This is a genomic window from Pantoea sp. SS70 (genome assembly GCF_029866845.1).
In the GTDB taxonomy this organism is placed as follows: Bacteria; Pseudomonadota; Gammaproteobacteria; order Enterobacterales; family Enterobacteriaceae; genus Pantoea; species Pantoea leporis.
The window spans coordinates 3821467-3847307 of record NZ_CP117199.1; the positions used below are offsets into that span (position 1 = coordinate 3821467).

At 56.1% G+C, this 25841-nt stretch carries 28 protein-coding genes; 10 read left to right on the top strand and 18 right to left on the bottom strand.

Translation table 11 applies throughout. The annotated features are described in order from the left end of the window. Positions 1–105 precede the first annotated feature (105 nt). Positions 106–738 (top strand): cAMP-activated global transcriptional regulator CRP, encoded by a 633-nt coding sequence (crp, locus tag PO881_RS17680; protein ID WP_003852956.1) that lies wholly within the window; start codon positions 106–108, stop codon positions 736–738. 58 nt (positions 739–796) lie between these two features. Continuing rightward, positions 797–2875: a YccS/YhfK family putative transporter gene (locus tag PO881_RS17685; protein WP_101762650.1), complete on the top strand. Its 2079-nt coding sequence runs from the start codon at positions 797–799 to the stop codon at positions 2873–2875. Here the strand turns inward: PO881_RS17685 and PO881_RS17690 are convergent. Both PO881_RS17690 and PO881_RS17695 read right to left on the bottom strand, forming a co-directional pair. Continuing rightward, positions 2872–4092 (bottom strand): aspartate aminotransferase family protein, encoded by a 1221-nt coding sequence (locus PO881_RS17690; RefSeq protein WP_280172155.1) that lies wholly within the window; start codon positions 4090–4092, stop codon positions 2872–2874. The two genes, PO881_RS17685 and PO881_RS17690, sit on opposite strands and share 4 nt — an antisense overlap. A gap of 87 nt (positions 4093–4179) precedes the next feature. Next, on the bottom strand, positions 4180–4755 hold the full coding sequence (locus tag PO881_RS17695) for an aminodeoxychorismate synthase component II (RefSeq protein WP_110867608.1): 576 nt from the start codon (positions 4753–4755) through the stop codon (positions 4180–4182). A gap of 148 nt (positions 4756–4903) precedes the next feature. Here PO881_RS17695 and PO881_RS17700 point away from each other — a divergent pair, with 148 nt between their 5' ends. Both PO881_RS17700 and PO881_RS17705 read left to right on the top strand, forming a co-directional pair. Next, on the top strand, positions 4904–5275 hold the full coding sequence (locus PO881_RS17700) for a type II toxin-antitoxin system RelE/ParE family toxin (RefSeq protein ID WP_192236992.1): 372 nt from the start codon (positions 4904–4906) through the stop codon (positions 5273–5275). Next, positions 5259–5582 (top strand): DNA-binding transcriptional regulator, encoded by a 324-nt coding sequence (locus PO881_RS17705; RefSeq protein WP_192236991.1) that lies wholly within the window; start codon positions 5259–5261, stop codon positions 5580–5582. The genes PO881_RS17700 and PO881_RS17705 overlap by 17 nt, the downstream gene beginning before the upstream one ends. Here PO881_RS17705 and PO881_RS17710 read toward each other — a convergent pair. The 3 genes from PO881_RS17710 to ppiA all read right to left on the bottom strand — a co-directional run bounded on the left by PO881_RS17710 (position 5574) and on the right by ppiA (position 7007). Then, a complete protein-coding gene (locus PO881_RS17710) occupies positions 5574–6176 on the bottom strand; it encodes a putative adenosine monophosphate-protein transferase Fic (RefSeq protein ID WP_192236990.1) in 603 nt (200 codons plus the stop codon). The two genes, PO881_RS17705 and PO881_RS17710, sit on opposite strands and share 9 nt — an antisense overlap. After that, positions 6166–6336 (bottom strand): YhfG family protein, encoded by a 171-nt coding sequence (locus PO881_RS17715; protein ID WP_101762654.1) that lies wholly within the window; start codon positions 6334–6336, stop codon positions 6166–6168. Before PO881_RS17715 ends, PO881_RS17710 begins: the two co-directional genes overlap by 11 nt. A 98-nt stretch (positions 6337–6434) precedes the next feature. Then, the gene (gene ppiA, locus PO881_RS17720) at positions 6435–7007 is read right to left on the bottom strand and encodes a peptidylprolyl isomerase A (protein WP_008101803.1); all 573 of its coding nucleotides are present in this window, start codon (positions 7005–7007) and stop codon (positions 6435–6437) included. 262 nt (positions 7008–7269) lie between these two features. Here ppiA and tsgA point away from each other — a divergent pair, with 262 nt between their 5' ends. Continuing rightward, positions 7270–8448, top strand: coding sequence for an MFS transporter TsgA (gene tsgA / locus PO881_RS17725; RefSeq protein WP_008101801.1), 1179 nt, complete (start codon positions 7270–7272; stop codon positions 8446–8448). Positions 8449–8481: 33 nt separating this feature from the next. On the opposite strand, the gene PO881_RS17730 is transcribed toward tsgA, so the two are convergent. After that, a complete protein-coding gene (locus PO881_RS17730) occupies positions 8482–9765 on the bottom strand; it encodes a cytosine deaminase (protein ID WP_280172156.1) in 1284 nt (427 codons plus the stop codon). Positions 9766–10051: 286 nt separating this feature from the next. Between PO881_RS17730 and nirB the strand changes: the two genes are divergently transcribed. From nirB to PO881_RS17755, 5 genes are all read left to right on the top strand, one after another. Next, the gene (gene nirB, locus PO881_RS17735; RefSeq protein ID WP_192414863.1) at positions 10052–12592 is read left to right on the top strand and encodes a nitrite reductase large subunit NirB; all 2541 of its coding nucleotides are present in this window, start codon (positions 10052–10054) and stop codon (positions 12590–12592) included. Continuing rightward, a complete protein-coding gene (gene nirD / locus PO881_RS17740) occupies positions 12589–12915 on the top strand; it encodes a nitrite reductase small subunit NirD (RefSeq protein ID WP_192414860.1) in 327 nt (108 codons plus the stop codon). The genes nirB and nirD overlap by 4 nt, the downstream gene beginning before the upstream one ends. Positions 12916–12945: 30 nt before the next feature. Then, on the top strand, positions 12946–13749 hold the full coding sequence (gene nirC, locus PO881_RS17745) for a nitrite transporter NirC (protein WP_280172157.1): 804 nt from the start codon (positions 12946–12948) through the stop codon (positions 13747–13749). A 44-nt stretch (positions 13750–13793) separates the two neighbouring features. Further along, complete coding sequence (gene cysG, locus PO881_RS17750) at positions 13794–15158, top strand: siroheme synthase CysG (protein WP_280172158.1); 1365 nt, start codon at positions 13794–13796, stop codon at positions 15156–15158. A gap of 75 nt (positions 15159–15233) precedes the next feature. Further along, complete coding sequence (locus PO881_RS17755; RefSeq protein WP_217549920.1) at positions 15234–15680, top strand: hypothetical protein; 447 nt, start codon at positions 15234–15236, stop codon at positions 15678–15680. A 49-nt stretch (positions 15681–15729) separates the two neighbouring features. Here the strand turns inward: PO881_RS17755 and trpS are convergent, their stop codons facing one another. The 12 genes from trpS to pilM all read right to left on the bottom strand — a co-directional run bounded on the left by trpS (position 15730) and on the right by pilM (position 25712). Continuing rightward, positions 15730–16734, bottom strand: a complete 1005-nt coding sequence (trpS, locus tag PO881_RS17760; RefSeq protein ID WP_101762662.1) for a tryptophan--tRNA ligase — start codon at positions 16732–16734, stop codon at positions 15730–15732. A 15-nt stretch (positions 16735–16749) separates the two neighbouring features. Then, positions 16750–17427 (bottom strand): phosphoglycolate phosphatase, encoded by a 678-nt coding sequence (locus PO881_RS17765; RefSeq protein WP_101762663.1) that lies wholly within the window; start codon positions 17425–17427, stop codon positions 16750–16752. Next, positions 17411–18094, bottom strand: coding sequence for a ribulose-phosphate 3-epimerase (gene rpe, locus PO881_RS17770; protein ID WP_101762664.1), 684 nt, complete (start codon positions 18092–18094; stop codon positions 17411–17413). The genes PO881_RS17765 and rpe overlap by 17 nt, the downstream gene beginning before the upstream one ends. A 65-nt stretch (positions 18095–18159) precedes the next feature. Continuing rightward, entirely contained in the window at positions 18160–18972 is an 813-nt protein-coding gene (gene dam, locus PO881_RS17775; protein ID WP_101762665.1) for an adenine-specific DNA-methyltransferase, read from the bottom strand. Positions 18973–19069: 97 nt separating this feature from the next. Beyond that, positions 19070–20107 (bottom strand): SPOR domain-containing protein, encoded by a 1038-nt coding sequence (locus PO881_RS17780; RefSeq protein ID WP_280172159.1) that lies wholly within the window; start codon positions 20105–20107, stop codon positions 19070–19072. Between the two features lie 64 nt (positions 20108–20171). Then, entirely contained in the window at positions 20172–21260 is a 1089-nt protein-coding gene (aroB, locus tag PO881_RS17785) for a 3-dehydroquinate synthase (protein ID WP_101762667.1), read from the bottom strand. A gap of 39 nt (positions 21261–21299) precedes the next feature. Next, entirely contained in the window at positions 21300–21821 is a 522-nt protein-coding gene (gene aroK / locus PO881_RS17790) for a shikimate kinase AroK (RefSeq protein WP_008107887.1), read from the bottom strand. A 481-nt stretch (positions 21822–22302) separates the two neighbouring features. Further along, positions 22303–23562 carry a DNA uptake porin HofQ gene (hofQ, locus tag PO881_RS17795; RefSeq protein WP_101762668.1) on the bottom strand — a complete coding sequence of 420 codons (1260 nt, stop codon included), beginning with the start codon at positions 23560–23562 and terminating at the stop codon, positions 22303–22305. Further along, entirely contained in the window at positions 23507–23884 is a 378-nt protein-coding gene (locus tag PO881_RS17800; RefSeq protein WP_280172160.1) for a HofP DNA utilization family protein, read from the bottom strand. Before PO881_RS17800 ends, hofQ begins: the two co-directional genes overlap by 56 nt. Then, the gene (locus PO881_RS17805; protein ID WP_280172161.1) at positions 23874–24368 is read right to left on the bottom strand and encodes a hypothetical protein; all 495 of its coding nucleotides are present in this window, start codon (positions 24366–24368) and stop codon (positions 23874–23876) included. The genes PO881_RS17800 and PO881_RS17805 overlap by 11 nt, the downstream gene beginning before the upstream one ends. Continuing rightward, positions 24361–24903 carry a PilN domain-containing protein gene (locus tag PO881_RS17810; protein ID WP_280172162.1) on the bottom strand — a complete coding sequence of 181 codons (543 nt, stop codon included), beginning with the start codon at positions 24901–24903 and terminating at the stop codon, positions 24361–24363. Before PO881_RS17810 ends, PO881_RS17805 begins: the two co-directional genes overlap by 8 nt. Further along, positions 24903–25712: a pilus assembly protein PilM gene (gene pilM / locus PO881_RS17815; RefSeq protein WP_280172163.1), complete on the bottom strand. Its 810-nt coding sequence runs from the start codon at positions 25710–25712 to the stop codon at positions 24903–24905. The genes PO881_RS17810 and pilM overlap by 1 nt, the downstream gene beginning before the upstream one ends. Positions 25713–25841: the final 129 nt, after the last annotated feature.

Consider the following 25841-nt stretch of genomic DNA (forward strand, 5'->3'; position numbering starts at 1 on the left):
CGGAATAATTTTTCCTTTACTGGAAACGCTCGACGATTAAACCGCCTGACAGGGAAAAAATGCCCCCTGTGTTTTGGGCACGATTACAACAGAGGATAATAGCGAATGGTTCTCGGCAAACCGCAAACAGACCCTACACTCGAATGGTTCCTGTCCCATTGCCATATTCACAAATATCCATCCAAAAGCACGCTCATCCATCAGGGTGAGAAAGCGGAAACGCTGTACTACATCGTAAAAGGTTCCGTAGCGGTACTGATTAAAGATGAAGAAGGCAAAGAGATGATTCTCTCCTACCTCAATCAGGGGGATTTCATCGGCGAACTCGGTCTTTTCGAAGAAGGCCAGGAACGCAGTGCTTGGGTGCGTGCGAAGTCTGCCTGCGAAGTGGCTGAAATTTCATACAAAAAATTCCGTCAGCTGATTCAGGTAAACCCGGATATTTTAATGCGACTTTCGTCGCAAATGGCGCGTCGTCTGCAAGTGACATCTGAGAAAGTGGGCAACCTTGCCTTCCTCGATGTCACCGGACGTATTGCGCAAACGCTGCTAAATCTGGCCAAACAGCCAGATGCGATGACTCACCCAGACGGGATGCAAATCAAAATCACCCGTCAGGAGATTGGTCAGATCGTGGGCTGCTCACGCGAAACCGTGGGTCGTATCCTGAAAATGCTGGAAGATCAGAACCTGATCTCCGCACACGGTAAAACCATCGTCGTTTACGGCACCCGCTAATTTCTTCTCACCCACGGCGTGATGGCAACATCGCGCCGTTTCTATTTGCGATGAGCTGATGTGGCGCCGAATCATCTATCATCCCGAAGTTAACTATGCGCTGCGGCAAACGCTGGTGCTGTGCCTGCCTGTGGCTCTCGGTTGGCTGTTTGGCGATCTGCAAAAAGGTCTGCTGTTCTCGTTAGTGCCGGCCTGCTGCAACATGGCGGGACTGGATACGCCGCACAAACGCTTCTTCAAACGCCTGATTGTGGGTGGTTCGCTGTTTGCCACCGGCAGTTTCCTGATGCAAATCCTCACCGCTTACCAGATTCCGCTGCCACTGATTTTGCTGGCGCTGCCGCTGCTGATTGGCGTAACCGGCGAAATCGGCCCGCTGCACGCGCGCCTGCTGCCCGCCACACTCATCGCCGCCATCTTTACGCTCAGCTTAGTGGGACGCATGCCGATGTGGGTGCCGCCGCTGCTCTACATTGGCGGCACGCTGTGGTACGGCTTGTTCAACTGGTTCTGGTTCTGGCTGTGGAAAGAGCAGCCGATGCGCGAATCGCTCAGCCTGCTGTTCCGCGAGCTGGCGGATTACTGCGATGCCAAATACACCTTACTGACGCAGCTGACCGATCCGGAGAAAGCGCTGCCGCCGCTGCTGGCGCGCCAGCAAAAGGCGGTCGATCTCATCACCACCTGCTATCAGCAAATGCATATGCTGTCGGCGAGCCGCGATAACAGCCACAAACGCCTGACGCGCGCTTTTCAGGTTGCGCTGGATTTACAGGAACACATCTCCGTGAGTTTGCATCAGCCCGAAGAGGTGCAGAAGCTGGTTGAGGAGAGCCACGCCGAAGCGGTGATTCGCTGGAACGCCAAAATTATTTCGGCGCGGCTGCGCGTGCTGGCGGATGCGATTCTCTACCATCAGCTGCCGGATCGTTTTCACATGGAGAAACAGCTCGGCGCTCTGGAGAAAATTGCACGCCAGCATCCGGATAATCCGGTCGGCAACTTCTGCCTGTATCACTTCAGTCGCATCGCCCGCGTATTGCGTACGCAGAAGCCGCTCTACACGCGTGACCTGATGGCCGATCGCCAGCGCCGTTTGCCGCTGTTGCCGGCGCTGCGCAGTTATCTGTCATTCAAATCCACCGCGTTACGCACCGCAGCCCGCTTCGCTGTGATGCTGATGTTTGGCAGCTCGCTGGCGCTGTTCTTTAACATCCCCAAACCTTACTGGATTCTGATGACCATCATGTTCGTCAGCCAGAACGGTTACAACGCCACGCGCGTGCGTATTCAGCACCGTGCGCTGGGCACTTTCGCCGGATTGCTGATCGCCGCCGCGTCGCTGCAGCTGGCGGTGCCGGAATCGATCACGCTGCTGTTTATGCTGGGGATTACGCTGGCGAGCTATCTGATCACGCGGAAATATTATGGCTGGTCGATGATTGGCTTTACCGTCACGGCGGTGTATTCGCTGCAATTGCTGTCGCTGAACGGCGCGCAGTTTCTGCTGCCGCGCATGATGGATACCTTGATGGGCTGTTTAATTGCCTTCGCCGGGATGATTTGGCTGTGGCCGCAGTGGCAAAGCGGGCTGCTGCGCAAGAACGCGCACGATGCGCTGGAAGCCTATCAGGAGGCGCTGCAACTGCTGCTGGGGCCGGAACAGTCGCCCGATAAACTGGCTTATCAGCGCATAAAGGTTAATCAGGCGCACAACGCGCTGTTCAACTCATTGAACCAGGCATCGAGCGAGCCGGGCTTTAACCTGCAATATCTGAAAGATATGCGCATGTGGGTTACGCACAGTCAGTTCATCGTCGAGCATATTAATGCCATGACGATTCTGGCGCGCGAGCACACCATGCTGACATCGAAGCTGGCAGAAGGTTATCTGCAATCCTGTGAAATCGCGCTGCAGCGTTGTCAGCAGCGGCTGGCGTATGACGGTCCGGGCAACGACAGCAATATTCTGGAAGCGCCGGAGAATCTTAATGAAGGGCCGGTGACGATTGTCGAACAGCATGTGAAGCGGATCTTGCAGCACCTCAGCGTAATGCACACCATCTCTTCGCTGGCGTGGAGCCAGCGACCGCATCATGGCCGCTGGCTCAAGGTGTTACGTCCGAAAGCGGATTAAGCGGCCAGCACCTTCTCAATCGCGCTGGCGAAACGCGTCATGCCTTCGGCGATATCGGTCGGTTCAATCACCAGCGACGGTACAAAACGGATCACGTCAGTACCGGCGGTGAGAATCATCAGCCCTTCCGCGGCGGAAGCGTTGAGGATGTCACGCGCTTTGCTGGCGAACTGCGGCTTCAGCACGGCACCAATCAACAGACCTTTGCCGCGAATCTCGCTGAAGATAGCGAATTTGCTGTCGATGGCTTGCAGCGCTTCAACAAACTGCTGACGACGCGCTTCCACACCTTCCAGCACTTTTGGCGTATTGATGATATCCAGCGCGGTTTCAGCGATGGCACACGCCAGCGGATTGCCGCCGTAAGTGGTGCCGTGCACGCCCGGCGCCATTACTGAGGCGATTTCGTTGGTGGTCAACATCGCACTCACCGGGAAACCGCCGCCCAGCGCTTTGGCGGTGGTGAGGATATCGGGCTTGATACCGTAATGTTCATACGCAAAGAGTTTGCCGCTGCGTCCCATGCCGCTCTGCACTTCATCCAGCACCAGCAGCGCATGATGTTCATCACAGAGGGCGCGCAGGCCTTGCATAAATTCTGGCGTAGCCGGCATCACGCCGCCTTCGCCCTGAATCGGCTCGACCACGATGGCGCAGGTATGGTCGTCAATCACCGCTTTCACCGCATCAAGATCGTTGAACGGCACATGTACGATATCCGCCGGTTTTGGACCGAAGCCATCAGAATATTTCGGCTGGCCACCCACCGACACGGTGAACAGCGTGCGACCGTGGAAAGCGTTATGGAAGGCGATAATTTTGCTTTTGAACGGGCTGTGTTTTTTGCAGGCGTAATAACGCGCCAGCTTGAATGCCGCTTCATTGGCTTCCGCGCCGGAGTTACCGAAAAACACCCGATCGGCAAAGGTCGCGGCAATCAGTTTACTCGCCAGACGCAGCGCCGGTTCGTTGGTGAACACGTTGCTGGTGTGCCACAGCGTTTCGCCCTGCGTTTTCAGCGTTTCCACCAGCGCCGGATGACAATGGCCCAATGCAGTCACCGCGATACCGCCAGAGAAATCGATATACTCTTTGCCCTGCTGATCCCACACTCGGCTGCCTTTGCCTTTTACCGGCACAAACTGCGCAGGTGCATAAACAGGCAAAATTACGTTATCGAACGTTTCCCGGGTTACCGCTAGTTTTTCCGCTGCCATTGACGACCTCATCGGGTTATTTGTTGAGCTGATGTGAAATTATAATCACAAAATATGCATAAAAAGTCACACGAAGGCAAACATAAGTTACGCGTTGAGGAAATTAGCCAGCAGCTGATGCCCTTGCTCACTGAGGATGCTTTCCGGATGGAACTGCACGCCTTCCAGCGGCAAGCTGCGATGGCGGAAGCCCATGATCTCATCCGGCTGGCCGTCGCGCAGGCTCCACGCGGTGACTTCAAACTCAGCGGGCAGCGTATCGCGCGCCACAATCAATGAGTGATAGCGGGTCACGGTAAGCGGATTATTCAGATCACGAAACACACCTTGGTTGGTGTGCTGAATCAGCGAGGTTTTGCCGTGCATCACCTGCCGCGCGCGTACCACCTGCGCGCCATAGGCTTGCGCAATCGCCTGATGTCCAAGGCAAACGCCGAGGATCGGCAAGCGCCCGGCAAAATGGCGAATAGCCGCGAGCGAGATGCCAGATTGATCCGGCGTACATGGGCCCGGCGAAATCACCAGATGCGTCAGCGGCAGCGCTGCTATCTCATCCAGCGTAATGGCGTCGTTACGCACCACACGCACATCCGCGCCCAGCTCGCAGAAGTATTGGTAGAGATTCCAGGTGAAGGAGTCGTAGTTATCGATTAGCAGCAGCATAGTAGGTCGTAGCAGTGTGTCATTGCGGCAACTGGCGCAAGAAAGGTCGCAAAAAAGCCATGTTAACACCTTCAATCTTAATACCCGCTAGCTGACGAAAAAGATTCTGATTACTCTCGCACCCAGTGCTATATTTTGGAGAGTGACTATGTCAGCTACAACGCGAGTATTCAAAACCAAATGGTTCAGTAAGCAAGCCCGTCGGCATCTTATTGGCGATAAAGAACTTTGTCGGGCAATTACAGCAGTAAAACTGGGTTATGCCGATGATTTGGGTGGTGGCGTATTTAAAAAGCGTCTGCAGCAAAATCGCGATCGCGCCATCATTCTGGCCAAAGGGGGTAAAAACTGGATTTATACCTTTTTATTTGCCAAACAGGATCAGAGTAACCTGAGTGAAAGCGAACTTGAGGGCTTTCGTGAGCTGGCAAAACAATACTCGCTGATTTCAAATGAGGCTCTGAATCGGCTGCTCGCCGTTCGGGAGTTAGTGGAGATGTGTCATGACCATAACGCGTAAATTTAAAAGTCCGGCTTTTGCAGCCATTCACAGCGCGGCATCCGGATTGTTTGAAGTAGATGCCATCAGCAAACAGAGCATGCGTGATTTTGATGAACGTTGCCTGAGCGATGTCGCCGCGCTCGATGCGCAGGCGATTAAGAACTTGCGCGAGAATTTGAATGTTAGTCAGCCGGTTTTTGCCCGCTATCTCAACACCAGTGTGTCAACCGTGCAGAAATGGGAAACCGGGGCTAAACGCCCCGGCGGAATCTCTCTTAAGCTGTTGTCCGTGGTGCAAAAACACGGGCTTGAAGTGTTACTGTAAAACCTTCGCCGGGCTCACCACTTTCGCAAACTGCGCGGTAAGCGGTGCCAGATCGCCGGCGACGCCCGCCGAGATCGCAGCGCGCCACGCATCGCGTTCGAGTGTTTCCCACGAAAGCTGATACCCGGCATGCAGTGCCAACTGCTCGAAGAAGATGCGCTGCGCGCGGCCATTGCCGGCGCGGAACGGATGCAGCACGAAGATCTCACAATAGTAATGTGCGATACGCGCCACGAACGCTTCCTGCTCAAGGTCAGCCAGGCCGCGCTCTTCCTCCAGCGCCTGCATCAGCGTGTTGCCCTCTTTCTCGATGTATTCGCAATGACAATACGGCGTTTCATCGCGCCAGATATCAATGGTGCGCAATTCTCCCGCCCAGCTGTAGAGATCCTGAAACAGCGTGCGATGAATATGGCAAAGACGTGGCAACCCGATGCTGCGCTGGCCAAGTTCTAGCGTCGCCAGGCGCGCGGTGCTGAAAGCCAGTTCCGCTTTGCGCAGCTGGGCTTCATCATGAATATCGAGGCGATTCTTCAACACATTGTCGTTGTGCCACAAATAGGGATCGCGTACCGCTAAGCTGTTATCCACCATATTGCCTCCTCAGCGACTCGAGTCGCTCCTCAGCATGTTCGGCATCGATAAGAGCTTCGCTATAGGTATATCCGGCCAGTCGACAGCTGGCCTGGTAGCTCGCAGCACGGCGCTGCTGCCACAAAGTGGCTTTCTGTTTCTCAGTGAGTTTGCTAGTCATAGCGCCTCCGGCAAGCAATGAGCCCTAAGTATAAGCAGCAATTTTTTGCTTTGCCGGAGAGCCAATGACGCGCCATGCGAAAATGGCGCGTTTCAGAATCAAGGCAGGACTTTGGCGGAGAGGATAACAATCGGTTTTGACGGCACATTTTGGTACGGTCCCACATCTTTGGTAGGGACCTGCGCAATCTTGTCGATCACATCCTGGCCTTTCACAACTTTACCAAATACCGCATAGCCGAAATCACGCTGACCGTGATCGAGGAACGCATTATCGGCTACGTTGAGGAAGAACTGGCTGGTGGCGCTGTCTTTATCTGCGGTACGTGCCATCGAAATGGTGCCGCGCAGATTACGCAAGCCGTTGTCGGCTTCGTTCTTGATCGGCGCTACCGTTTGCTTCTGCTGCATGTCGGTAGTGAAACCGCCGCCCTGAATCATAAAGCCAGGAATAACGCGGTGGAAAATGGTGTTGTTGTAGAAACCATTGTTGACGTAATCAACGAAGTTTTTCACCGAAACCGGGGCTTTCTGGTTGTTCAGTTCGAGTTCAATATTGCCCGCAGAGGTGGTGAGCAGCACATGAGGATCGCCTTTTGCGGCGAGCGCGGCAGACGATACGGAAGAGAGCGCTAACAGGGCAACCGCCGCTGTCAAAGTACGTTTAAGCATGAAAGATTCCTTACCATGGAGAGCTAGCTCAAAAACGAGATTGATTGTAAAGAGCATGTGATCCAAGAGCCAGCGTTTTACCGATATTTACGCGGATGTTGCTATTGTCATACTTTTGCCGCCACGCAATCATTTGCGTGATAAAAATCACACTCTCAATGAAATATTTCCGCCTTGTTACACTCGTTGTTTATTAAGATCACAGCAACACTTACAATTCATGACACTTTTTGCCACCTTCGGCGCTTAACAGGTTCAGAACATGACAAACCGTAATCGCATTGGCCTTACCTGGATTAGCTATTTCTCCTATGCGCTCACCGGCGCACTGGTGATCGTTACCGGTATGGTGCTGGACAATATCGCGCAGTATTTCCAGCGCCCTATTTCAGAAATGAGCAACACCTTCACATTCCTCAATGCGGGCATTTTGGTGTCGGTGTTCCTGAACGCCTGGCTGATGGTGATTGTGCCGTTGAAGCGCCAGCTGATCTTTGGCTTTGTGCTGATGATCCTCGCCGTTGCCGGTCTGATGACCAGCCACGATCTCACCGTCTTCTCGCTTTGCATGTTCATCCTCGGCGTCGTCAGCGGCATCACGATGTCGATCGGTACCTTCCTGATCACCCATCTGTACGATGGCCGTCAGCGCGGCGCACGTCTGCTGTTTACCGATTCGTTCTTCAGCATGGCGGGCACCATCTTCCCGATCATCGCCGGTATCCTGCTGGCGCGCGCGCTGCCGTGGTATTGGGTTTACGCCTGCATCGGCATCATTTATGTCGCGATCTTTGTGCTGACGCTGTTCATTGAGTTCCCGGTGCTGAAAAGCGAAGCCGCTAAGCCAGGCGTTGAGAAAGAGAAATGGGGCATCGGCGTGCTGTTCCTGTCGATTGCGGCACTGTGCTACATCCTCGGCCAGCTTGGCTTCATCTCGTGGGTGCCGGAATACGCTACCAAATCGATGGGCATGGATATCGCCGCTGCCGGTCAGTTGGTAGGTAACTTCTGGACCGCGTACATGGTCGGCATGTGGGTGTTCAGCTTCGTGCTGCGCTTCTTCGATCTGCAGCGCATCCTGATGGTGCTGGCGGCGCTGGCAACCGGTTTGATGTACTGGTTCGTCACCTCCAAAGACGCCAGCATGCTACACTGGATCATCATGACGCTGGGCTTCAGCTCCAGCGCGATTTACACCACCATCATCACGCTGGGATCGCTGCAAACCAAAGTCTCTTCACCGAAGCTGGTGAACTTCATCCTGACCTGCGGCACCGTCGGCACCATGTTGACCTTCGTAGTAACCGGCCCAATCGTGGCGCAAGGTGGCGCACATGCTGCGCTCTCAACGGCTAACGGTTTGTACGCCGTGGTGTTTGTGATGTGTGTTCTGCTCGGCTTTGTGACCAAACATCGCCAGCACGGTCACGTCACCCACTAAGTTTGACGGGCGGACCGCGGTCCGCCCTGCTCTTTAGCGTTTGAAGGTTACCGCTTCTTTTCCCGCTAAATAGATCTCGCTGCTGGCGGGCTGCGTCGCAGCGACCAATACACCTTTACGCAGTGAATAACGCACCGGCACCTGACGCCGCACCGCATCAAATCCACTCTCCGCCGGCAGAATAATCAGACTGGCATCATTACCTGCCTCAATACCGTAATTCGTCAGCTGCAGGGTTTTGGCGCTGTTGGCGGTAATCAGCTGCAATCCATTATCAATCTGCTCGTAACCCATCAGCTGACAGACATGCAATCCCATGTGCAGCACTTGCAGCATGCTGGCCGTGCCGAGCGGATACCAGGGATCGAACACATCATCGTGGCCAAAGCAGACGTTGATATTCGCTTCCAGCAGCTCTTTCACCCGCGTGATGCCGCGACGTTTCGGATAGCTATCAAAGCGCCCTTGCAGATGGATATTCACCAGCGGATTGGCGACAAAGTTGATATTTGAGAGCTTAAGCAGACGGAACAGCCGCGACGTGTAGGCATTGTTGTAGGAGTGCATCGCCGTGGTGTGGCTGGCGGTGACGCGCTCGCCGTTGCCATCGCGGTGTGCCAGCGCCGCCACGGTTTCGACAAAGCGCGACTGCTCATCGTCGATCTCGTCGCAGTGCACATCCACCAGCCGATCGTAGCGATTAGCCAGCGCAAAGGTTTTATGCAGCGACTCCACGCCGTATTCGCGGGTGAATTCGTAGTGCGGAATCGCACCTACCACATCCGCGCCCATGCGTAGCGCCTCTTCCAGCAACGCTTCGCCGTTGGGATAAGAGAGAATGCCTTCCTGCGGAAACGCCACAATCTGGATGTCGATCCACGGCGCCATTTCCGCTTTCACCTCCAGCATCGCTGTTAACGCGGTCAGCGTGGGATCGGAAACATCGACGTGAGTCCGCACATGCTGAATCCCGTTGGCGATTTGCCACTTCAGGGTTTGCTGCGCGCGCTGTTTCACGTCGTCATGGCTCAGTAGCGCTTTGCGCTCCGCCCAGCGCTCGATGCCTTCAAACAGCGTGCCGGATTGGTTCCAGGCGGGTTCGCCAGCGGTTTGCGTGGTATCGAGGTGAATATGCGGCTCGATAAACGGCGCGCTCGCCAGTCCGCCCTCCGCATCCAGCGCGTCAGGCTGGGCTGCAGTTTGCGGCGGCTGCGGGCGAATCTGCGCAATCTTGCCGTTGGCGATTTCGATCTGCCACAAGCCTTGCTGGCCCGCTAAGCGCAGGTTGTTGATCCACTTCAGTGACGGGTTGGCCATGCCGTACTCCTGTAAAACACAAAACCTAAAGCTAGCATGAAAAACCCTGTCACCGCGGGCACATTCCGTAGCGGTGCAATTTATTGCGCGATGAATCGTGCCGCTACGGAATGTGCGGCGAAGAAATGATTAGGTAATTATCAACCAAATAAGCCACTTAACTAATTCGTTCAAAATCAGTTGCATAACTCGAAATAGGTATATAAGGGTGCGCTTGATGTATATCAATAAGTTCCAAAAGCGCCGCGCTAAGGTAGGCGCAGATACCGCAATTTTTGAGGCAAGCATGAGCAAGCACAGTGTCGTTATTATTGGCAACGGCATGGTCGGCCACCGCTTTATAGAAGAACTTATCGATAAAGATGAATCTAATCAGTTTGCGATAACCGTTTTCTGTGAAGAACCCCGCGTCGCCTATGACCGCGTCCACCTTTCCGCCTATTTTTCCCATCACACCGCCGAAGAACTCTCACTGGTTCGCGAAGGGTATTACGAAAAGCATCAGGTAAAGCTGCTGCTCGGCGAACGCGCCATCACCATTAACCGCGATGAAAAACTGATTCACTCGAATAGCGGTCGCGCGGTGCATTACGACACGCTGATTTTCGCCACCGGCTCTTATCCGTGGATTCCACCGATTACCGGCGCGGAAGGCAGTGATTGCTATGTCTATCGCACCATTGAAGATCTCAACGCCATTGAAGCCTGTTCACGCCGCAGCAAACGCGGCGCGGTAATTGGCGGCGGACTGTTGGGACTGGAAGCGGCAGGCGCGCTGAAAAACCTCGGCGTCGAAACCCACGTCATTGAGTTCGCGCCGGTGCTGATGGCAGAACAGCTCGATCCGCAAGGCGGCGAGCAGCTGCGTCGTAAGATCGAGCAGATGGGCGTATGCGTTCACACCGGCAAAAACACCCAGCAGATCGTCCATCACGCGCAAGGCGGTAAAACGCTGGAGTTTGCTGACGGCAGCGCGCTGGATGTCGATTTTATCGTCTTCTCCACCGGCATTCGCCCGCAAGACAAGCTGGCCAAACAGTGCGGCCTGCAGCTGGGCGCGCGCGGCGGTATCGCCATTGACGATCATTGCCAGACCAGCGATGCGGATATCTTCGCCATTGGTGAGTGTGCCGCCTGGCAGAACCGTATTTATGGCTTAGTCGCGCCGGGCTACAAAATGGCGCAGGTCGCCAGCGATCGGCTGGTTGGCCGCGACAACGCGTTTGCCGGAGCAGATATGAGCGCCAAGCTGAAACTGCTGGGCGTTGATGTCGGTGGCATTGGTGATGCGCATGGCCGCACGCCGGGCGCGCGCAGCTTCGTGTGGCTCGATGAGCAGAAAAATATCTATAAGCGCCTGATCGTCAGCGAAGATAACCGCACGCTGCTGGGCGCGGTGCTGGTCGGTGACACCAGCGATTACGGCAATCTGCTGCAGCTGGCGCTGAATAACATCGCGCTACCGGAAAATCCGGCGTTGCTGATCCTGCCTGCGGGCAGCGGCGAGAAACCGGTAATGGGCGCTGATGCGCTGCCGGACAGCGCGCAAATCTGCTCCTGCTTCGACGTCAGCAAAGGCGATATCGTCAGAGCGGTGCAAGGCGGTTGCCACACCGTCGCGGCACTGAAAACCGAAACCCGCGCCGGCACCGGCTGCGGCGGCTGTATTCCGTTGATTACTCAGGTGCTGAACGCTGAATTGAGCCGTCAGGGCATCGAAGTGAACAATCATTTGTGTGCGCACTTCCCCTATTCGCGTCAGGAGCTTTATCACCTGATTCGCGTGGAAGAGATCACATCGTTCGACGCGCTGCTGGCGAAATATGGTCAGGGCTACGGCTGCGAGGTGTGTAAACCGACGGTTGGTTCACTGCTGGCTTCCTGCTGGAACGAATATGTGCTGAAGCCACAGCTCGCACCGCTGCAGGACAGCAACGATCTGTTCCTCGGCAATATTCAGAAAGACGGTACTTACTCGGTGATCCCGCGCTCGGCCGGAGGCGAAATCACGCCGGAAGGATTGATGGCGATTGGCGCCGTGGCGCGCCAGTACAATCTCTACACCAAAATCACTGGCTCGCAGCGTATTGGCCTGTTTGGCGCACAGCGCGACGATCTGCCGGCGATCTGGACGCAGCTGATTGCTGCCGGTTTTGAAACCGGACAAGCGTATGCCAAAGCGCTGCGCATGGCGAAAACCTGCGTCGGCAGCGTCTGGTGCCGCTTTGGCGTAGGCGATAGCCTCGGCTTCGGCATTGAGCTGGAGCATCGCTACAAAGGCATTCGTACCCCGCACAAGATGAAGTTTGGCGTCTCCGGCTGCACGCGCGAATGCGCCGAAGCGCAGGGCAAAGACGTGGGTATCATCGCCACCGAGAAAGGCTGGAACCTGTATGTGTGCGGCAATGGCGGCATGAAGCCACGTCACGCCGATTTGCTGGCTGCCGATCTTGATCGCGATACGCTGCTGCACTATCTCGACCGCTTCATGATGTTCTACATCCGCACCGGCGATCGCCTGCAGCGCACCTCGCTGTGGCTGGAAAGCATGGAAGGCGGCATTGACTATCTACGCAGCGTGATTATTGATGACAAACTCGGTCTGAATACGCAGCTTGAAACGGAGCTGGCGCGTCTGCGCGCGGCAGTGGAATGTGAATGGACCGCGACGCTGCAGGATCCGCAGCAGCAGCGTCACTTCCGCACTTTCATCAACAGCGATCGCCGCGATCCGCTGGTACAGCACATCAACCAACGCGATCAGCATCGTCCGGCGCAACCCGCCGAGCGCATTGCGGTCACTCTGATTGAGGAGATCGACGCATGAGCCAGTGGCATTCGGTGTGTGAACTCAGCCAAATTCTGCCTGCGACCGGCATATGTGCGCTGATCAAAGGCCAGCAGATTGCCCTCTTCCGTCCGCACGACGATGAGCAACTCTACGCCTTGAGCAATATCGATCCTTTCGCCCAAGCCAGCGTGTTGTCACGCGGTCTGATTGCGGAGCACCAGCAGGCGCTGTGGGTGGCGAGTCCACTGAAGAAACAGCGCTTCCGCCTGAGCGATGGCTTGTGTCTGGAAGACGAAGCGTGCTCGGTGGCGAGCTATCCGGTGCGCGTTCGCGATGGCAAGGTCGAGATCTGCGCCTGACAGCATTCCTTTACTTTATGAGACGTCACTATGTTTACTGACACCCTGAATAAATGCGCCGCCAACGCGGCGCGCATTGTGCGTACGGCGCAGCACAGCCCGCAGGCCTTCTGGATCAGCTCGGCGATGGCGGGCGCTTACGTTGGCCTGGCGATTATCCTGATCTTCACGCTCGGCAATCTGGTCGATCCGGCTTATCGTCCGCTGCTGATGGGCGCGACTTTCGGTATCGCTTTAACGCTGGTGATCATCGCTGGTTCCGAGTTGTTCACCGGCCACACCATGTTCCTGACCATCGGCGTCAAAGCCGGCAGCATCAAGCAAGGCCAGATGTGGTGCGTGCTGCCGCAAACCTGGCTGGGTAATCTTGTCGGTTCAGTATTCGTCGCGCTGATTTATTACTATGCGGCGGGTCCGCTGCTGCCAAATGCCGGATCGCTGCCGCACAGCGCGGCGCTGGCAAAAACCACGCAGCCAGCCATGGCGCTGTTCTTTAAAGGCGCGCTCTGTAACTGGCTGGTCTGCCTGGCGATTTGGATGGCGGTGCGTACCGAAGGCACGGCGAAGTTCATCGCCATCTGGTGGTGTTTGCTGGCGTTCATCGCTTCCGGCTACGAACACTCGATTGCCAACATGACGGTCTTTGCGCTGTCGTGGTTTGGTCAGCATAATGCCGACTTCACGCTAAGCGGCATCGGCCACAACCTGCTGTGGGTGACGCTGGGCAATATGTTCTCCGGCATGGTGCTGATGGGCCTCGGTTACTGGTACGCCACACCGCAGGCGCAGCGCCCGCAGGCCGAAGCGCAAGCCGCGCCGCTCAAAACCGCATAACACTTTTTCAGCCCGCCTTGCGCGGGCTTTTTTCAGGATGAGCTATGGACTACTTTCCGCTGTTTTGCCGCCTGCAAGGCAAGCGCTGTTTGCTGGTGGGCGGTGGCGATGTGGCAGAACGCAAAGCGCGTTTGCTGTTGGACGCCGGTGCCAATTTGCAGGTTGGCGCGCTGGATTTCTCTCCCGCTTTTCAGCAGTGGGCACAACAGGGAAAGTTGACCTTACTCCCCGGCGCGTTTGACGAGCGCTGGCTCGCGGGTTGTTGGCTGGTGATTGCCGCCACCGATGATGATGCGGTGAATCAGCAGGTTGGCGATGCGGCTGAGCGGCGGCGCATCTTTTGCAATCTGGTGGATGCGCCGCAGGAAGCCAGCGCGATTATGCCGTCGATTGTCGACCGTTCGCCGCTGATGATCGCCGTGTCATCTGGCGGTCGCGCGCCGGTGCTGGCGCGTTTGCTGCGTGAAAAACTTGAAGCGATGCTGCCACAACATCTGGGTGAATTAGCGTCCTTAGCCGGATCGTTGCGCAATCGTGTGAAGCGTAGCTTTAACAGCATGGCGCAGCGGCGCGCTTTATGGGAGCGCTTCTTCGTGAGCGATCGTCTGGCGCAAACCCTGGCGAATGGTGATCGACCACGCGCCGAGCACATTGTCGAGACCTTGTTCGATGCGCCGCTGTCGCAGCAAGGCGAAGTGGTGCTGGTAGGCGCCGGGCCGGGCGATGCGGGGCTGCTGACGTTGAAAGGTTTGCAGCACATCCAGCAGGCCGATGTGGTGGTGTATGACCGCCTGGTCTCGGCGCCGATTCTTAATCTGGTCCGCCGCGATGCGGAGCGCATCTTTGTCGGCAAACAAGCCGGCAATCACTGCGTACCGCAATCGCAGATCAACCAGGTTTTACTTGAGCAGGCGCAGAGCGGCAAGCGGGTGGTGCGACTAAAAGGTGGCGATCCCTTTATCTTCGGCCGCGGCGGTGAAGAGCTGGAACTGCTGGCGCAGCACAACATCCCGTTTAGCGTGGTGCCGGGCATCACCGCCGCCTCGGGCTGTTCTGCTTACAGCGGTATTCCGCTGACGCATCGCGACCACGCGCAGAGCGTACGTTTCGTCACCGGCCATTTGCAGCAGCATGGCGAAATCGAGTGGCGCAAGCTGGCGGCTGAACAGCAAACGCTGGTGTTCTATATGGGGCTGGCGCAGGCGCCGGAAATTCAGCAGCAGCTGTTGCAACACGGCATGGATGCTGCGATGCCGGTGGCGATCGTGCAGAACGGCACCACGCCGCAGCAGCGCGTTAAGACCGCAACGCTGGCGGAACTGGCTACGCTGGCGCAGCAGTTTGCCAGTCCGGCTCTGATTATCGTTGGGCGCGTGGTGGAACTGCGTTCTCAGTTACGCTGGTTCTGAAACGGCAAAAAACTGTACAGCGCTGCGCTTTGTCGCCAGACTATGGGCCATCTTTCTCGTCAATAAGGAGTTTCCATGCGCGTTGCTTCACGGGTTTGCGCGTTGTTATTGCCGTTAAGCGCGGTTGCTACCGCCGCACCGGTTACCTGGTCGAACGTGGTGGGTGAATGGCAGGTGGTGGCGGTAACGCCTAAGAAGGAAGTCGGTCAGCTGTATATCAAGAATGATCCACAGTTTATGGGCGCGCGCGTGGCATTTAAGCCGAATGCGATCACCTGGACGCGCGGTACTGCTGAGCGCAGCATCAATCCTTCCGTCGATAACTGCAACGCTAAACCGCGCCTGAGCGCCGCCAATGGCGCGGGCCAGGATCGTGATTTCACCTTCCGTTACGGTTTCAATGTGAGTTGTGGCAACCAGGCGTGGGGACCTGCGCCGGGCGCGGTGATCAGCGTGCTGGCTGACGGTAACGCCCGCCTGTTCTGGGATGGCGCGGAACTGGCGTTACATCGCATCAAATAAAAAACGGCGGGTCAAATGACCCGCCGTTCTGTTCTATTCCGCAAACCGCTTACGGCTGTGCGACAAAACCTACCGCTTCATACACTTTCTTCAGCGTTTCCTGCGCATGAGCGCGGGCTTTTGCTGCGCCATCGCGCATCACCTGATTCAGCAACTCTTCATCGTTACGGAAACGATGATAGCGCTCCTGCAGCTCGGTCAACATGCCGGAAACCGCTTCAGCCACTTCACCTTTCAGATGGCCGTACATTTTGCCTTCGAACTCTTGCTCCAGCTGCGCAATGGTTTTACCGGTCACGCCCGCAAGAATATCCAGCAGGTTTGATACACCGGCTTTCTCTTTGACGTCGTAGCGCACCACTGGCGGCTCGGCGGAGTCGGTCACCGCACGTTTGATCTTCTTCACCACCGCTTTGGTGTCTTCCAGCAGACCAATCACGTTGTTACGGTTGTCGTCTGACTTGGACATTTTTTTGGTCGGCTCAAGCAGCGACATCACGCGTGCACCCGATTTCGGAATGAACGGTTCAGGCACTTTGAACACATCGCCGTACAGCGCATTGAAACGCTGGGCGATATCGCGGCTCAGCTCCAGATGCTGCTTCTGATCTTCGCCAACCGGCACCTGATTGGTTTGATAGAGCAGGATATCGGCCGCCATCAGCACCGGATAATCAAACAGGCCTGCGGTGATGTTTTCCGAGTAGCGCGCAGATTTATCTTTGAACTGCGTCATGCGGCTCAGCTCACCAAAATAGGCGTAGCAGTTCAGCACCCAGCTCAGCTGCGCATGCTCTGGCACGTGCGACTGAACAAAGATGGTGCTTTTTGCCGGGTCGATGCCGCAGGCAAGATAGAGCGCTAAGGTATCCAGCGTGGCTTTACGCAGCGCGGTTGGATCCTGACGTACGGTGATGGCGTGCAGATCGACGATGCAGTAAATGCAGTGAAAATCATCCTGCATCTGCACCCACTGACGCAGCGCACCCATATAGTTGCCAATGGTCAGTTCACCGGAAGGCTGGGCGCCGCTGAAAACGATGGGTTTGCTCATGTTATGTCCTGATAATCACAGCCCGATAGCGGGCAAAAGTTCGTCAAAAGAGTCGAGAGTTAAATCGGGTTGGCTGGTAGCAATCGGCTCGCCGTAGTTGTAGCCGAATGTCATACCGATGTTCGGTACGCCTGCCGCCTGGGCCGCGAGAATATCATTGCGAGAATCGCCGACAAACAGTAATTGTCCCGGAAGCACGCCAAAATGGCCAAGGACGAGGAAAATGGCCGCTGGATGGGGCTTTTTCACAATTACGTCGTCACCGCCGATAATCTGCGTGAAGTACTCAGCAATCCCGAGCGACTTCAGCAGCGGCGCCACAAATGGCGTTGGCTTGTTGGTGACGATCGCCAATGGCAGGCCTTTCGCCTGCAAGGCCGCCAGCGTCTCTACTACCTGCGGGAACAGCGTACTGCCCGCTTCTACCGTTTGCGCGTAATACTTGTCAAACAGCGCACGCGCATCGCGTTGCTCTTCGGCATGCGGCTCGCGTCCCAGCGCCCAGGTCAGCGCGCGGGTCATCATCACGTCAGCGCCGTTACCAATCCAGGTAGAAGCCAATGCCAAACCCGGCGGCGGCAGCTGCAGATCGCTCAGCGCATGATCGATGGCTTGTGCCAGGCCCGGCGCGCTATCGACCAGCGTACCGTCGAGGTCAAACGCCAGCGCGCGGATATCAGTGAAATGAGCCATTAACTTTCTCCAGTTCGCCACGCATTTCATCGATCACTTTTTTGTAATCCGGATGACCGAAGATCGCGGAACCGGCAACAAACATATCGGCACCGGCGGCAGCAATCTGGCCGATGTTATCGATTTTCACGCCGCCATCCACTTCCAGACGAATGTTGTAGCCACTCTCATCAATCAGGCGACGCGCCTGACGCAGTTTGTCGAGCGTACCGGGAATGAAGGATTGACCGCCAAAGCCTGGGTTCACCGACATCAGCAGAATGATGTCCAGCTTATCCATTACATAATCGAGGTAGTGGAGCGGCGTCGCAGGGTTGAACACCAGACCGGCTTTGCAACCATGCTCTTTGATCAGCTGCAGCGTGCGATCAACATGCTCGCTGGCTTCCGGGTGGAAAGTGATGAAGGTGGCGCCCGCTTTAGCGAATTCCGGGATCAATGCATCCACAGGTTTAACCATCAGATGCACATCAATAGGTGCAGTGATGCCGTAATCGCGCAGCGCTTTAAGCACCATCGGCCCCATCGTCAGATTGGGAACGTAGTGGTTATCCATCACATCGAAATGGACCACATCACCACCTGCCGCCAGCGCTTTGGCCGTGTCTTCACCCAAACGCGCGAAGTCAGCAGCCAGAATTGATGGGGCCAGTAAAAATTGTTTCATCCGATTCTCCCAATTTTGTGCGCCAGCCTGAGCTGGCGTAATGCCTTGGTCGCGGACGAAACAGGCTAGCGGAAAAGCGCTAGCAGTTCGTCGACTTGCGTGCGACCACTTATGCTTCGGCTGATGGAACGCCGGGCTTTGACTATGTGTAAATCCGCATTCTGATACCACTCACGCGTGAGTACCGTATCGTGGTTTGAAATCAGTACCGGGATGCGATTTTGCTGCGAAAGCTTATTGGCTAACTCAGCCAGATGCTGCTGCTCGCGCAGACTAAAACTGTTGGTGTGGTAAGCGGTAAAATTCGCTGTCGCCGAAAGCGGGGCATACGGCGGATCGCAATAAACCACTGAGCCTTCAACGGCGTTGTTCAGAGTAACATCGTACGATTCACAGACAAAGGTCGCTTTTTGCGCCCGTTCGGCAAACCAGAGCAGCTCCGCTTCCGGGAAGTACGGCTTGCGATACCGGCCAAAAGGCACGTTAAACTCACCGCGCAAATTGTAGCGGCACAGACCGTTATAACCGTGGCGATTGAGATACAGAAACAGCACCGCGCGCTGATATTCATCTTTGCTCGCATTAAAGGCGATGCGCTGCGCGTAGTAGGTTTCTGCAGTGTTGCCTTCGGCGTTGAAAAGCTGTCGCGCGTCTTCAATGAAAGCCGCGGTACGCGTTTTGACGATGTTATACAGATTGATGAGATCACCGTTGATGTCCGCCAGGTGATAGCGGTCATAGTCGGTGTTGAGGAACACGGAACCGGCGCCGACAAAGGGTTCGATTAGACAATCACCTTGTGGCAAATGACGACGGATGTCATCGAGGAGCGGGTATTTCCCTCCGGCCCATTTCAGGAAAGCGCGATTTTTTTTCATGCTGTCGTGGTTATTACATCTTAATTATTGGCTGTGGTGGAACCGACAGCAGCTCTGCGCTTTAAACGGGGCCGCATTTTTGCGGCCCCACATCTCATTACTGGCTTTCTTTCTTCACCTGGCTAAGCGGTTTTACCCACGGATTGGCCGCACGCACTTCCGCTGGCAGCGATGCCACGGCGCGTTTCGCATCGGCTGGCGTGGCGTAAGCGCCGCTCACCAACACATACCAAGGTTCGCCGTTACGCGTGGTTTTATACACGTGATAACCGCTCAGGTTCTGTTTTCTCGCCCAGGCGTTCAGGCTCTCTTCTTTCGACGCACCGCTCAACTGCAGCGTGTAGTTCCCGCCCGACGGCAACGATTTGCTGGCACCGCTCGCACTGGCAGGCGCGGGATTACGCGTCGCGGTGGTGCGGGTGTTGTTCTCTTTCACAGCTGCTGGTTTAGTGGCGGTCGGTGTTTTATGCGGCGTCGACGCGTGCGTCTCGCGTGTACCGTTGTTGCTGGTGCGCGCGGGGGTTTCTAAACGCATGGCTGGCGGCGTGATCGCTTTACCGTTGCCGCTGACTGTGGCTGGCGCGGTTGGCAGCGAGCTATTACCCTGCGCGCCTTGTGCTGCGGCATCGACAGAACCTTGCTGATTGTTCAGCGCACTATTGAGATCGCCAGGCAGCGTGACACGTTGTTGATTAGCTGGCGTATCCACAGGCGCAGCTTGCGTCGGCGTCGAGGAGACTGATGGCATCGAGATGGATTGACCATCGCTGCCCGCTGGTGCAGTTGTGCCCGCGGTGTTTTGCGCTACGCTGCCTTCAGCAGAAGGCGTGGCGTTTTGCTGGCCGCTCATGGACGTCGATCCCGAAAGGTCGATGTTCTTTTCGCTGCCACCGGCAGAAGGTGCCGCGCCATTATTTGCGGTATTGGTTGCGGGTTTCTTCTCGTCTGGGCCGGTTAATGCTGAACCAATCCCCAGCACCACCAACAGCAGAACCAAAATACCAATGCCCATCATCATATGTTGACGGGAAACCGGTACTTTCACTTTCGGCGCAGAAGACGATTTGCGTGGCCGCGTCGGACGGCGGTCACTGGCGTCAGGTTTTAACTCGTCTTCCGGTTTGAACTCATCCATTTAGCCTCCTCCGTAAAACGACGCGCTTCCCACACGCCGCATCACCACTCATCACTTCTAATAATCAGGGTTTCTGGCAATCGTTGATTGCTGCCAGCACCATATCATGAGCCACACCGCCACGCACTTCAGAGCGGCCAATAGCGAGAGGCAGCACCAGACGCAGCTCGCCCGCCAGCACTTTCTTATCGCGCATCATGTGTGGCAAATAATCTTCCGCCGCCATGCTCGCCGGGCCATGTACAGGCAAACCAGCACGCAGCAGCAGTGCGATAATGCGATCGGTTTCAACCGAGGTGAACTGCCCTAAACGTTCAGCGGTACGTGCGGCCATCACCATGCCAGCCGACACCGCTTCGCCGTGCAGCCAGTTGCCGTAGCCCATGTGCGCTTCAATCGCATGACCAAAAGTATGGCCCAGATTGAGCAGTGCACGTACGCCGGTTTCGCGCTCGTCAGCCGCAACCACTTCGGCTTTAAGCTCGCAGCAGCGACGGATGCAGTAAGCCAAGGCTTTTTCATCCAGCGCCAGCAGAGCATCAAGATTTTGCTCTAGCCACTGGAAGAATTCGCCATCAAGGATAATGCCGTATTTGATCACTTCCGCCAGACCGGACGCTAATTCGCGCGGTGGCAGAGTGGCCAGGCAATGAGTATCCACTACGACAGACGCGGGCTGATAAAACGCCCCAATCATATTTTTGCCGAGTGGATGGTTTACCGCGGTTTTTCCACCGACGGAGGAGTCAACCTGAGACAACAACGTGGTCGGCACCTGAATAAAGCGCACGCCACGCTGATAGCTGGCTGCAGCAAATCCGGTCAAGTCACCAATCACGCCACCACCAAGTGCAATCAACGTGGTATCACGACCGTGCGGCTTTTTCAGCAGCGCGGTGAACACCTCGTCCATGACCGCCAGGGTTTTGTACTGCTCACCATCAGGCAAAATGACCTGATCTACCTTAATGCCGGCATTGCTGAGCAGCGCTGACAGGGGTTCAAGGTAGATCGGCGCCAGGGTCTGGTTTGTCACCAGCATGGCATTGTCGCCTGCTTTGAGCGGCCAAAAAGAAGCCGGATCGTTAAACAGTCCGGCAGCGATGGTGATGGGGTAACTGCGATCCCCGAGTGAGACAGTGATCTTCTCCATGATGACCGATACCTATTGCTGAGCCCTCAGGGCGCTGGATTAGTTCTTTTCCAGCATGTTGATGATCTGATTGGCCACCACTTTTGCACTCTGATCGTCAGTGCGAATAGTGACATCAGCGATCTCTTCATAAAGCGGATTACGTTCACCAGCTAGCGCTTCCAGTACTTCGCGCGGCGGTGATTCAACCTGCAACAGCGGACGCTTTTTATCACGCTGGGTTCGTGCAAGTTGCTTTTCGATGGTGGTTTCAAGGTATACGACCACACCGCGGGCGGAGAGACGATTACGGGTCTCGCGGGATTTGACTGAGCCGCCACCGGTCGCGAGGACAATGCCTTGCTTCTCGGTCAGCTCATTAATGATCTTTTCTTCACGATCGCGGAAGCCTTCTTCGCCTTCCACATCAAATACCCAGCCTACATCCGCTCCGGTGCGTCGCTCAATTTCCTGATCGGAATCGAAAAATTCCATATTGAGTTGCTGAGCCAACTGACGACCAATAGTGCTTTTGCCGGCACCCATCGGCCCAACCAGAAAGATATTGCGTTTCTCTGCCATTTTATCGGTATTACTAAGAATTCGTTGATGATACCCCGCGTTCAGCATAGCTGGCGGGACAGGAACTGAGACCTCATGAGCGTTAACAAGAGTCAGACGGAAAATTATCTCAACACTCATGGCCGTTTGGCAACCGAATAAATTGCCCCCGGCGACCTCTTAACAGGACCGGTCTGTGGTTCGCGAGACGGTAACGCACCTCCGCTGATCCGCTATATTTCGTGCTACAGGCACGCTGGCCGGGGTCATCCACTGTCATCGCTTACCGATGTAAGCACAGTGCATTCACTCATTTAACGTCTTACTGGAGCTCGAATTATTTTGGCGATATTTCTTTTGACGTCAGTATCGCTTGTGACCAACGTCATTCGGAAGGTTATTCTGCCGCGTTCCGTTACACCGTTTTGAAAATCGCTAAACCTTGTAAGCTAATTCCAGCCCTGCGTCAACGCAGTTGGCCTCCCAGAACGAATTTTCCGCTTTATCCGGCAGTAAGCGCTGCTTCCCTGACCAGTCTGGGAGTAATAAAGATCACCAGTTCCTTTTTCTTCTGCTCATCAGTTTGCTGACGGAACAAATTCCCTAATAAAGGCATATCGCCCAGCCAGGGCACGCGTTTTTCGCTCTGCGTGCGCTGCTGCTGGAAAATGCCGCCCAGCGCTAAGGTTTCGCCATCGCGCAGCGTCACCTGAGTCTCAATCTCCTGCTTATCAATACTCAGCACCTGGTTGTCGCCAATGTTTACACTGCGCCCTGGCAAGTTCTGGCTCAGCCGCAGTTTGAGCTGAATGCGGCCATTTCCCAGCACCACCGGCGTCACTTCCATGCCTAAAACCGCTTCCTTAAATTCAATGGCGGTGGCACCGCTGTTGCCCGATTTCACCTCATAAGGAATTTCCGTGCCCTGTTTGATGCTGGCGGTTTGCTGATGTGAGGTAAACAAGCGCGGACTGGCGATGATTTCGATTTGGTTCTCCTGCTCCAGCGCACTCAGTTCCAGATTGAGCAATTCGCCGCTGACCTGGCCCAGCGTCACGCCCGCGCGAAACGCCGGATTACTCACCGCAAGAGGAATCTCGAGCAGCGGGTTGCGCAACGCCTGCGTTACCACTTCTGCCGGTGACGTGCCCCAGTTAACACCTAACTCGCGCAGATGCTCTTCATTGATGGTGACGATATGTGCCGCGAGCTCAACCTGCTCGAGCGGCAAATCCAGCGCTTTTAACCAGCGCTCGGTGTCACGTAATGCCTCAGCCGTATCGCGCAGCAGCAAACTGTTGGTGCGGCTATCGACCGTGACGCTACCGCGCGGCGTCATCAACGAACGTTCGGCTTGCAGGCTGCGGTAAATATCGCTGGCGCTGGCGTAATGCAGCGTCACGGTTTGTTGTTCCAGCGGCGTTTGCTGCTTCTCCTCCTCACGCTCCACCTTTTCCTGTTGCGCCTGCTGCTGCTGCCAGCTTTCCGGATAGACCAGCAAAACGCCCTCTTCCTGCACCACGGTGAGTTTTGCCAGCTGCGTTACCAGCGCGAGCGCGCGATCCCAGCCGACATTGTCTAATCGCAGCGACAGCCGACCTTCAACGCCCGGCGCAATCAGCAGGTTGGTCTGCTGATAATCTGCCAGCGCCTGCAAAATGCGTTCAACCGGCGCATCATCAAACGTCAGACTTAATCGGTCGTCGTTAGCGCGCAGCGGCATGCTCAGACACAGCAGCATCAGTAACGTCATCCATTTCATAAAAACCTCCTTTTATTACCCATGTGATTTGCTGTGGCGTGCAGCTTTGTGCTGCGCTCAACACCAGCATGCGCGACGTAAGCTGCACGACTTGCCAGGGCGGCTGGTGAAAAGGCGCTTGATTATCCAGCCGATGGCTTTTGCCTTGAGGTGACACCAGCCACGCCACGTAGTGCGGCGCCGTGCCAATAATGCCCTGTAAGCGCCAGCCTTCTGGCGCAGCAATCTGCGTCTGACACAGCGTTGCTGCCAGCGGCTGGAAAGGATCGCGCGCCAGCGCCAGCGCGCTGCAGAGTAACAACAGCAAGGCGCTACTCCGCATCGTCACTCTCCAGCCACAGTTGCGTGTTCAATACGCCTTGCTCGGCTTGCAGCTGAAAGCGTTGTGGCACCGGTAATCGGGTGCTGGCTAGTTCACTAAACAGCGGCAGAAATTGCGGCCAGGCAAGCCTTAACTGCAGCTGCTGCGGCTGGCTATCCGGATGCCAGGCTTCCAGCTGATTGCCGCGCGCTGCCACGATTCGCTCCAGCGTTTGCTGAGTGCCGGTATCCTTCGTGGGTTGCTGCAGCAGGCTAATCTCGCTCTGCAACACATCAATCGCCGGAAGTGAAGCCAGCTGTTGCAACCGCTGTTGCTGCTGTTGACGCATCTGTTCCAGCTGCCGCGCTTGCGCTTCACGCATCTGCTGCTGCGGCCAAAGCAGTACGATCCACGTCAGCGCAAACAGCCCCAGCGATAACGTCAAAAGTCCCAGCATGCGCAGCGGCAGCGTGAGCATCAGCCAGCGCTGCAGAAGTTCATTCATCTGCTACCTCCTGCACGCGCGCATGCAAAGCAAAACGATAGTCGCCGCCCGCTTCGCGCTTCACACCGCCCTGCTTTACGCTGCTGAACAGCGGCTGAGTCATGAGCTGATGACGAAAATCACTGACCGCCGCCATGCTCTGCGCCCGCCCTTCCAGCACCAGTTGCCCTTGCCGACGTTCAAGGCGATTGAGCCACAAGGTGTCAGGCATTAACTCCGGCAGTTGCTGCCAAAAATGCTGCCAGCGCTGATGCTGATCTTGCCGTTGCAGCTGTGCCAGCTGCGCCTGAAGAAGTGATTCACGCAGCTTCAACAGCGATTGCTGCTGTTCCAGCTGTAGCTGCAGCGCGCTGAGGAGAGAGGTGATATCCATAAGCGCATCCGTTTGTTGCTGCCGTGCAATGACGCCGCGCCACCACAGTAATGAGAGGATCAGCAAGGTGCAGGCCAGCGTGAGCGACAGCAGCGAGACACTCTGCTGGCGCCGCCGCTGCGATTGCTGGAGGCGCCAGGGAAGCAGGTTGACCGCCAGCATCAGACATCCTCCGGCCGCAGCGCCAGCCCAAGCGCGATGGCAAAAATACCTTCCTGTGCAGGCAACGGCGGTTGCAGATAGTGCAGCAGCGAAAACGGCTTGCAGCGTTTAACCTGCTCCTCAGGCAAAACCTGAGTTGAGGTGCAGAATACGCTTTCCATCTGCGGGAAGGTTTCGCGCAGCTGCGCGAGGGTGAGCGGTTCGGTGGCTGCGCCTGAAGTGGTGCTTTCCCCCACCAGCGTCCATAGCCAATGATCGCTAAGTGGATGAATCAATAAGTGGTTGTGGCGTAACGGCAGGCGCATGGCGATCTGCGTCAGCGCCAGGCTACTCAGTTCGAATACGTCCGGTCGCAGACCTGCCTGCTTGAGCGGCGTCAGCCATTGCGTAATCACCTCGCGCCGTGCCGCGGTAACGTAAAGCGGTGCATCCTTGCCCGGTGAGCGATAATCCAGCGACAGCGAAGCGGGTTCGACGGGAAACAGACGCTGCGCAGAAGCCGCCACATAGCGCCCCAGCGCGGGTTCACGCAGCGAGGTTTCCGGCAGCGGCAAAGTGCGTTGCAATACCAACTGCGGCGGCAGGCCAACGCGCAGTGAATAGCGCTTCGGCAGATGGCGCTGCCAGCGCCCTAACATATCCAGTAACGCAGGCGTGGTTTGCAGCACGCCGTTTCTTAACGTATCTTGCGGCAGCGTTTGTTGCCACCAGTGTCGCAACTGCCAACCATGACGTCGGCGTTCGATGCCAAGGGCACACAGTTGTCCGTTTTGGATATCCAGTCCAATTTGCCAGCGCTGAAAAGCCATACGCGCGATCTCCTTATCATTAAAAGGTCAGAGTGCTGATACCCCGGCAACTTCAAGCCTGGCAGGTATATGAATGCGTCAGGCTTGTCTTTATACTACCGCGCGGTTGCTTATAAACTGCTCAAACGA